This is a genomic window from Plesiomonas sp., from assembly GCF_051650925.1.
GTDB lineage: Bacteria > Pseudomonadota > Gammaproteobacteria > Enterobacterales > CAMTGL01 > Plesiomonas.
In genome coordinates, this window is record NZ_JBOFRH010000461.1 from 1 (window position 1) to 8,526 (window position 8,526).

10 protein-coding genes are annotated in these 8,526 nt (G+C 49.8%); all 10 read left to right on the forward strand.

Annotated elements, in window-relative coordinates; genetic code table 11:
• On the forward strand, positions 1–1,418 hold a 1,418-nt coding region (locus ACRC27_RS11110), incomplete at its 5' end, for a flagellar hook-length control protein FliK (RefSeq protein ID WP_438639890.1).
• 96 nt (positions 1,419–1,514) lie between these two features.
• Positions 1,515–2,015 (forward strand): flagellar basal body-associated FliL family protein, encoded by a 501-nt coding sequence (locus ACRC27_RS11115; RefSeq protein WP_438621573.1) that lies wholly within the window; start codon positions 1,515–1,517, stop codon positions 2,013–2,015.
• Positions 2,016–2,032: 17 nt separating this feature from the next.
• A complete protein-coding gene (fliM, locus tag ACRC27_RS11120) occupies positions 2,033–3,076 on the forward strand; it encodes a flagellar motor switch protein FliM (RefSeq protein ID WP_438621574.1) in 1,044 nt (347 codons plus the stop codon).
• A 1-nt stretch (position 3,077) separates the two neighbouring features.
• Positions 3,078–3,473 (forward strand): flagellar motor switch protein FliN, encoded by a 396-nt coding sequence (fliN, locus tag ACRC27_RS11125; protein WP_438621575.1) that lies wholly within the window; start codon positions 3,078–3,080, stop codon positions 3,471–3,473.
• Positions 3,474–3,536: 63 nt separating this feature from the next.
• The gene (fliO, locus tag ACRC27_RS11130) at positions 3,537–4,112 is read left to right on the forward strand and encodes a flagellar biosynthetic protein FliO (RefSeq protein ID WP_438639891.1); all 576 of its coding nucleotides are present in this window, start codon (positions 3,537–3,539) and stop codon (positions 4,110–4,112) included.
• A gap of 118 nt (positions 4,113–4,230) precedes the next feature.
• On the forward strand, positions 4,231–4,959 hold the full coding sequence (fliP, locus tag ACRC27_RS11135; RefSeq protein ID WP_438621671.1) for a flagellar type III secretion system pore protein FliP: 729 nt from the start codon (positions 4,231–4,233) through the stop codon (positions 4,957–4,959).
• A gap of 102 nt (positions 4,960–5,061) precedes the next feature.
• The gene (fliQ, locus tag ACRC27_RS11140) at positions 5,062–5,331 is read left to right on the forward strand and encodes a flagellar biosynthesis protein FliQ (protein WP_438621577.1); all 270 of its coding nucleotides are present in this window, start codon (positions 5,062–5,064) and stop codon (positions 5,329–5,331) included.
• On the forward strand, positions 5,331–6,122 hold the full coding sequence (gene fliR / locus ACRC27_RS11145; RefSeq protein WP_438631794.1) for a flagellar biosynthetic protein FliR: 792 nt from the start codon (positions 5,331–5,333) through the stop codon (positions 6,120–6,122). Before fliQ ends, fliR begins: the two co-directional genes overlap by 1 nt.
• 113 nt (positions 6,123–6,235) lie before the next feature.
• Entirely contained in the window at positions 6,236–7,369 is a 1,134-nt protein-coding gene (gene flhB, locus ACRC27_RS11150; RefSeq protein WP_438621579.1) for a flagellar biosynthesis protein FlhB, read from the forward strand.
• A gap of 280 nt (positions 7,370–7,649) precedes the next feature.
• Positions 7,650–8,526, forward strand: an 877-nt coding sequence (locus ACRC27_RS11155; protein ID WP_438639892.1) for an FHIPEP family type III secretion protein, incomplete at its 3' end; no start/stop codon positions are given.

Genomic DNA, 8,526 nt, shown 5'->3' on the forward strand with positions numbered 1-8,526 from the left:
CCTCTGTACCAACACAGCGCTCTGCGAGCAGCAATAATATAAAACCTCAGTCGGCGGGCTCTACATTACCCGAGAGTGGGCGCAATTTTTCCGAATGCCTAAATCAGTCTGACGCTAGCAGCGTAAAGCCATCAAGTACTAGCAATAAACCGGCGGCAGAAAAAGACAGCAATAAAAAATCGGCTAATTCAGACGCGGATAGTGGGCAGCAGGTAAGCCCCAGCTCGGCAGCAGTTTCATCCCCCGAAAATACGATAAAAACCGACTCCTCAGGCAATCAGTTTTCCACTGAGACAAATGTGGCTGATGATGAAGCTCAAACTGATGATGCACAAGAGATAGAGGGCAGTTCTGCGGTTAATTCGGGTGCCGAGGTCAGTGAAACCGGAGAGGGTTCTGCACTATCGGGCGGCATGATCAATGCACAAGACGACCCGTGGTTACAGCAGCTCGATGCTAGCCGTAAGGCTCTGCAATCACCGATTGCTAGCGCTAGCACCGATGGCGATGCGGATACTGTAAACAGTACGGAAAAAGCCGGCGCGACGGGGCTTGCAGCACAGGCATTAACTGCAAATCGTCACGTACAAGGCGCGGTCGAAGGTGCACAAGCCGCGGAGGAGGGATCCGCTGATCAACTCTCTATCGACGATCTATCCACTCACAAAGATCGCGCTGCTGATGCGCATTCGGCAAAAATGGCATTGCGTGCAGAGAGTTCGAGTAAGTTGCATTCCGAAATGGATCTGGCACGGCAAAGTGCACTGTTATTTACCGAAGATAGTCAGCAAAAATCATCAGATCAGAGCACTCACTCGGCAGATCGGTTATCACGGTTAAGTGCACTCAGTTCGATGGGAAATGAAGCCCCAGTCGTCACCCCGCCTGCTCAGGGGCACGATTTGCTGGCCGCATTGCGCCAGCAAAATGCAGTATCTGCTCGTCAAGCTGAGCATGTTCAGACCCCGAATACACCGTTACCGCTGCGTAATGCCGAACAAAGTGCACAGGTTTTGCATGAACAGGTACAATTCTTGCTTAACCGTAAGCTGGATACGGTGGAAATTCGACTTGATCCCCCAGAACTGGGTAATTTGCAGATTAAATTGCAGTTAAATCAAGATCAGGCGCAGGTCGGGATTATCGTACATAACACGCAGGCACGTGAACTGCTAGAGCAGACTCTGCCTCGTTTGCGCGAGATGCTTGCACAGCAAGGCATTATGCTTGGGCAGACACAAATACAGCAACAGCAACAAGGTCAGGCACACGATCAGCAGGCGCGTGGTGGGCAGGCCGGAAGTGGTGAACAGGCCACACAAACACCGGTTTTGCATACAACGGGTGATATTGAAACGGAATTATTACCACAAAAAGCGGTATCCATTTCACCTTATCAAGTTGATTACTATGCATGATTAATCACTTGGCGTAGTTAATGACACGGCATAGCTGATTATTACCAGTAAATGAAGGGCTATAGCCTTCATTAGAACAGATCAGGATTAGAGGCAATGGCAGAAAACCTTACGCTCGATGGTCAGCGTCGTGGCGGTACTCAAAAACGCAAAAAAATCATGCTGGCTATTGGTGTTGTGATTTTGCTGGCTGCGGTGGTTAGCGGTTATCTCTATCTATCGGATAAACCGGCAAAAGAGAGCGCGTTTAAAGCTGATTTTGTTCCGGCACTGGGTACGATGGCGCTATATGTGAATACCTCACGCCCGTTTGTATTTAATGTGCAGGGCGAGTTACGTGATCGGTTGGTTGAGATCCGTATTCAGTTGTTGGTACGCAATAAAACCGATCAAGCATTGGTACAAGCGAATCTTCCGCTAATTGAAAGCCAGATTTTTACCTCATTTTCAAGCGCGACTACCGAGCAGTGGCGTGATCCACGCAGCCGCGAAGCGCTGCGCGCGCAAGCGCTGGCAGAGGTACGCGATACCTTGCAAAAACTGCTGAAAACTCCGGCAGTCGAGCAAATTTTGTTAACCAGCTATGTTATGCAGTAATTCAGTAGGGTGACCCTGTGAGCGATATCCTATCCCAAGATGAAATCGACGCGTTATTACACGGGGTTGATGATGTACCGGAAGACTCCCCGCAGCCAGTGCGAGCAGGGGGAATACAAGCTTTTGATTTTTCATCTCAAGACCGCATTGTACGCGGGCGGATGCCGACCCTTGAGCTGATCAATGAGCGTTTTGCCCGCCATATGCGGATCAGCTTGTTTAACATGATGCGCCGTACGGCGGAAGTGTCGATCAATGGCGTGCAGATGCTGAAGTTTGGTGAGTATGTGCATACATTGTTTGTGCCAACGAGCCTGAATATGGTGCGTTTTCGCCCGTTAAAAGGCACAGCACTGATCACGCTAGAAGCCCGCTTGGTTTTTATTCTGGTAGAGAACTTTTTTGGCGGTGATGGCCGTTTTCCCAGCAAAGTTGAGGGGCGAGAGTTTACCCCTGCTGAGCGTCGGATTATTCAGATGCTACTTAAGCTGATTTTCGGTGATTACAAAGAGGCTTGGGGCCCGGTAATGGAGATCGAGTTTGAATACCTTGACTCCGAGGTTAACCCCGCAATGGCCAATATTGTCAGCCCAACCGAAGTGGTGGTGGTCAATTCGTTTCATATCGAACTCGATGGCGGTGGTGGTGATATTCATATCGCGATGCCGTATTCGATGCTCGAACCGATTCGTGAACTGCTCGATGCGGGTGTGCAGGGTGATAAAAGTGATACTGACATGCGCTGGGGCAAGGCGCTGCGTGAAGAGATCATGGAGATCAATGTTGATCTGCGCGCTAAGCTGCTGGATGTTGATTTACCACTGCGCGATCTGATGAATATGCGTGCTGGTGACATTATTCCCGTGGATATGCCGGAAAACCTGCTGGTATACGTGGAAGATTTACCTACGTTTCGCGCTAAGCTGGGGCAGGCAAATGAGAATCTGGCGTTAAAAATTACCGAGCGGCTTAAACGTCCAGAGGTGATGAAAAGTGAACTCTCGTTGATCCGAGATAACGATAAATTACTTGATGAAATTGTGGTGCTAGACGATGAGTGACATGACAACAGATCAAGACCTGCTGGCCGAACAGTGGGCTAACGAAGTGGGTGATGAGGGCGATATTGACAGCAGCGTAAAACGCGCTGAGTTGGAAGAGTTGCGTGATGACAGCCTGATTTTGAACGCCTCAGAGCGTAAACGCCTCGACAGTATTCTCGATATTCCGGTGACGATTTCGATGGAAGTTGGTCGTAGCCAGATCAGCATCCGTAATCTGCTGCAACTGAATCAAGGTTCGGTGGTTGAGCTCGAACGTATCGCCGGAGAGCCGCTTGATGTCATGGTCAATGGTACGCTGATTGCACATGGTGAAGTGGTGGTGGTGAATGATAAATTTGGTATCCGTCTGACCGATGTGATCAGTCAAACTGAACGTATCAAGAAGCTTAAATAGTCTATGTCTAGAATTTTCTGCAGACTAAATAGGTCGGTACGCCTCTCTGTGTTAGGTGGAGGATTGCGATCGTTATTGTTACTGATTGCGGTCTTTTCACCGCCGTTGTTTGCCGTACCTGTTACGGAGAATACAGCAACATTAGCCTCTTCTGGTCAGCCTCCGATAAGTATCGGCATGGCATTGTTGTCACTGTTGTTGGTACTGGCGTTGATCATTGGTCTGGGTTGGCTGGCAAAACGGTTACGGCTACCGTTTCACAGTAAAGGCAGTATCCAAATTGAGCAGCAACAGGCGTTAGGCCAGCGCGAACGCCTGCTGATCGTGAATGTAGAAGGGCAACGCTTGCTGATAGGTGTTACACCACAGAATATTTCGTTGCTCAGCCACCTTAATTCAGTGCAGGAAGAGGGTACTTTAGCAAACGGTACCGAGGCAACAAGCCAAACTGCTGCACTCACAGCCGCGACGGTCACTACAGCCAATTCTCTGCGCGGTGGGTTTGCTCAACAACTGCGGGCGGCTATGCAGAGTCGGGTGAGTGGTACTGCACCGGCTGCTAACAGAAATACGGCCTCAAATTCGGCAGCAACGCCTTTTCACGCCAAGCATCAAAGTGAGTCAGATGAGCGATCTTGAGTCTTCTGTTTTTCCGGTCACTTTGCGAAGCACCTCTTTAGGCCATACCGCATCGCGAGCAATACCGTGGCTGTATCGTGCTTTTGCAAAGCGATTAGGTAAATCTTACTTGTTGGGGATGAGCCTGTTATTCGCGGCCATTCCGCAGGCACTGGCAAGCGCAGGTGGTGCTACTGGCATTCCGGCACTCACGATGAGCAATAATGCGGCCGGTGGCGCTGATTATTCAGTGTCACTGCAAGTGCTTATCTTAATGACTATGCTGAGTTTTTTACCGGCTATTGTCATTATGATGACCTCGTTCACTCGCATTATCGTGGTGCTCTCTATCTTGCGGCAGGCGATTGGTTTGCAGCAAAGCCCCTCGAACCAGATTTTGGTCGGTATTACTCTGTTTATGACGCTGTTTATCATGTCGCCGGTGCTAGATAAGATCAACCAGCAGGCATTACAACCTTATATGCGTGAAGAGCTGACCGCGCAGCAGGCGTTGGAAGAAGCGGGTAAACCGCTTCACACCTTTATGCTGGCTCAGACCCGAGAAAGCGATCTGGCCACTTTTGTACAAATCTCAAAGCAGCAATTTAACACCCCACAGGATGTCAGCATGACAGTGCTGATCCCTGCGTTTGTCACCAGTGAACTGAAAACCGCATTCCAGATAGGTTTTATGCTGTTTTTACCGTTTTTGATTATCGATCTGGTGGTGGCGAGTGTGCTGATGGCGATGGGGATGATGATGCTTTCGCCGATGATTGTTTCACTGCCGTTTAAGCTGATGCTGTTTGTGCTGGTTGATGGTTGGAGTTTGGTGCTGGGGACATTAGCGGGCAGCTTTGGCCTTTGATGATATGGCATATTGATCGCCATCTTCATCAATAACCCTTTGTTCAGAGCGGTTCGTTCACAACCGCTCGTCAATAACTGTTTTGATAACAGGGAGCATACAGTGTCACCAGAATCGTTTGTTGAGATCTTCCAGCATGCTCTGTTCAGAGTTTTGCTGATGGTATCTGTGATCATGGTGCCCGGCTTGCTGATTGGTTTGCTGGTGGCGGTATTTCAGGCGGCTACCTCAATCAATGAACAGACATTGAGCTTCTTGCCCCGCTTAGTGGTGACGCTGTTGGCACTGATTTTTCTTGGCCACTGGATGACCGGGCAACTGATGGATTTCTTTTTCAGCATGATTGATGAGATCCCGCGGGTGATCCGCTGATGACTCTGCTGGCAGACACGGTACTGCAATTTTGGGCCAGCTTCTTATGGCCGTTTGCGCGTATTGCCGGCATGTTGATGACCATGACTGCCATTGGTGCGGCCTTTGTTTCTGCACGAGTCCGGTTATTGTTAGCGGTTGCCATTACCCTTGTGGCATTGCCTTCTATTCCTGCTATGCCACAAGATGTTGCGTTGTTTAGCTTTACTAGCGTTGTGATCACCGCACAGCAAATTGCCATTGGTGTGGCTATTGGCATGCTTTCACAATTTGTCAGCCAGACATTTGTGATCCTCGGGCAAATCATCAGTATGCAGTCGAGCCTTGGCTTTGCTTCAATGGTTGATCCGGCCAGTGGCCAGAGTACACCGCTGCTTGGCCAGATTTATATGATGCTAACGTTGCTGGTATTTCTGACTCTTGATGGGCACCTGATCATGATAGAGATGCTGGTGCACAGTTTCAGTACCCTGCCGGTGGGGGAATCTGGTATCACCGCGGGGGGTTACCGTTTGTTGGCACAGTGGTTTGGCACGCTTTTTTTGGGAGCGGTCAGCATGTCGTTATCGGCAATAATCTCATTGTTAACCGTTAACATTGCTATGGGGATCATGAACCGCGCCGCGCCGCAACTCAATGTCTACAGTCTGGGTTTTGGTATCATCCTATTGTGTGGGTTGTTTTCGCTGTGGTTTTTGCTCTCGGCATTTCCGCGCCACTACAATATCTACTGGCGGTTGGCAGTGAACGATATGTGCACTTTGCTGAATCTGTCTTGTCCGGGGGGATGACCGCATGATTGTTGCTTTTTTCCCTAGAGAGATATCTCTTTTTCCCCGCGTTTTTATTTCTGTTTCGGCACGTATTCGTAATATGCCGGTAAATTACCGTAAGCAGACCGCTCATGGCTGAGTCTGACGGGCAGGAACGCAGTGAACAGGCCTCCGAAAAACGGTTAGCTGACGCCCGCAAAAAAGGGCAAGTCGCCCGCTCGCGTGAATTTGCCACTGTCATTGTCTTGGTCACTGGCTCTGTGGCATTGCTGTGGTTTGGGCAGAAACTGGCGGTTGCACTGGCCAACATGATGCACCGGCTGTTCAGCTTCACCCGTGATGAAGTCTTTGATGCCGATGCTCTACTCACTATTGCCTGCAAAGCACTGCTGTCAATTATTCCCTCTTTCAGCCTGATTTTATTGCTGCTATTTGTGGCCTCTATTCTGGGGGCATCACTGATTGGCGGCTTTAATGTTTCGGCAGAAGCCATGATGCCCAAATTTAACAAACTCAACCCTATGTCGGGTTTTAAGCGAATGTTTGGGATGCAGAGCTGGGTTGAGCTCGGTAAATCTATCCTTAAAATTTTACTGCTTGGCATCACCACGTGGCGTTTATTACTTAATACACGGGATGATCTCGCACAACTGAGTATGGAAGCCTTCCCGCAGAATATGATCCACGCGGTAGATACCCTGCTGTGGTTTGTGCTGCTGCTCAGTTGCACGTTAATTTTGGTGGCCGCGATTGATGTACCTTATCAGCTGTGGAATCACGGAAAAAAACTGATGATGACCAAGCAAGAGCTGAAAGAGGAGTACAAAAACAGCGAAGGTAACCCGCAAATCAAGGGCCGTATCCGCCAGTTACAGCGTGAGATGGCCAATCGCCGTATGATGGGTGAAGTACCAACCGCGGATGTTATTGTGACCAACCCCGAACACTTTTCGGTGGCCCTGCGTTATCAGCGCGATAAAGACAAAGCACCGGTGGTGGTGGCCAAAGGGGTGGATATGATGGCAATGAAAATCCGTGAAATTGCCAATGCGCACGATATCCCGATTGTTGCCGCGCCACCGCTGGCTCGGGCACTGTATCACAGCGCAGAGCTGGAGCAACCTATCCCCGATGGGCTCTTTATGGCTGTCGCTCAAGTGCTGGCATATGTGTTTCAGTTGCGCCAGTATCAAGCTGGCCGCACTTTTCGCCGCCCCGTACCCTTGCCGGAAACCTTACCTATCCCTGATGATCTGCAGCGCTAATATTTTTTTACCTCAGCGTTGTTGAGTTTGACTTTTGCTTGAGTAAATAGGGTGATGAATCTCCACCCCCCCAAGATAGTGGATTAACTTCCCAAACCTACGCGTACTTAACCTGCCTCACAGATTGTTGTACTGAATCACCAGACTGTTGTGATTGGCACTTATATTGCTTTGTTACGTGATATTGACGGTACTCAGCCAAATTACTGTCACTCTGCCTTTATCACGAGTTGGTGAAGGGCCGCGTGAAAAAAACAATCAGGGCTGAGTGACCAGTGGCATGCGATCAGGTCTATTGTTCATGAACTTCCAAGCGGCACTAGCAAAATTTCCGACAGAAAAATTACAGCGCTTACAAGGGATAGGCACACCGGCATTAGTACTGGCAACGCTGGCAATGGTGGTATTGCCGATGCCGCCGATGCTGCTGGATATGGCGTTTACCTTTAACATCGCACTGGCACTGGTCGTGCTGATGGTTTCGGTTTATACCCTAAAACCGGTCGACTTTGCCGCCTTCCCAACGGTACTGCTGATTGCCACTTTGCTGCGTTTGGCACTGAATGTGGCCTCAACGCGGGTGGTGCTACTGGAAGGGCATAACGGGCCGGAAGCGGCCGGACAAGTTATTGAATCCTTCGGTAATGTCGTCATCGGCGGTAACTATGCGGTCGGTATCGTGGTGTTTGTGATTTTGATGATCATTAACTTCATGGTGGTAACCAAAGGTGCAGGGCGGATCTCTGAAGTTAGTGCCCGCTTTACGCTCGATGCGATGCCGGGCAAACAGATGGCGATTGATGCCGATTTGAATGCGGGGCTGATTGATCAAGATCAGGCGCGTACTCGTCGCGATGAAGTTACCCGTGAGGCTGATTTCTACGGCTCGATGGATGGTGCATCAAAATTCGTAAAAGGGGATGCCATTGCCGGGATTATGATCCTGTTTATCAACATTATCGGTGGATTTTTTATCGGTATGATGCAGCACGGGCTGTCGGTTGATGAAGCGCTGGCTATTTATACCCTGCTGACCATTGGTGATGGTCTTGTCGCCCAGATCCCTTCTCTGCTGTTGTCGATTGCGGCTGCCATTATGGTGACGCGGCAAAACCGCGCCGAAAACATGGGCGATCAGCTGGTTGAGCAGATGACCG

Excerpts from the sequence above, each read along its gene's own strand:
- ACRC27_RS11115 (WP_438621573.1), top strand. The coding sequence starts at position 1,515 with ATGGCAGAAAACCTTACGCTCGATGGTCAGCGTCGTGGCGGTACTCAA.
- fliN (WP_438621575.1), top strand. The coding sequence starts at position 3,078 with ATGACAACAGATCAAGACCTGCTGGCCGAACAGTGGGCTAACGAAGTG.
- fliR (WP_438631794.1), top strand. The coding sequence starts at position 5,331 with ATGACTCTGCTGGCAGACACGGTACTGCAATTTTGGGCCAGCTTCTTA.
- flhB (WP_438621579.1), top strand. The coding sequence starts at position 6,236 with ATGGCTGAGTCTGACGGGCAGGAACGCAGTGAACAGGCCTCCGAAAAA.
- fliP (WP_438621671.1), top strand. The coding sequence starts at position 4,231 with ATGAGCCTGTTATTCGCGGCCATTCCGCAGGCACTGGCAAGCGCAGGT.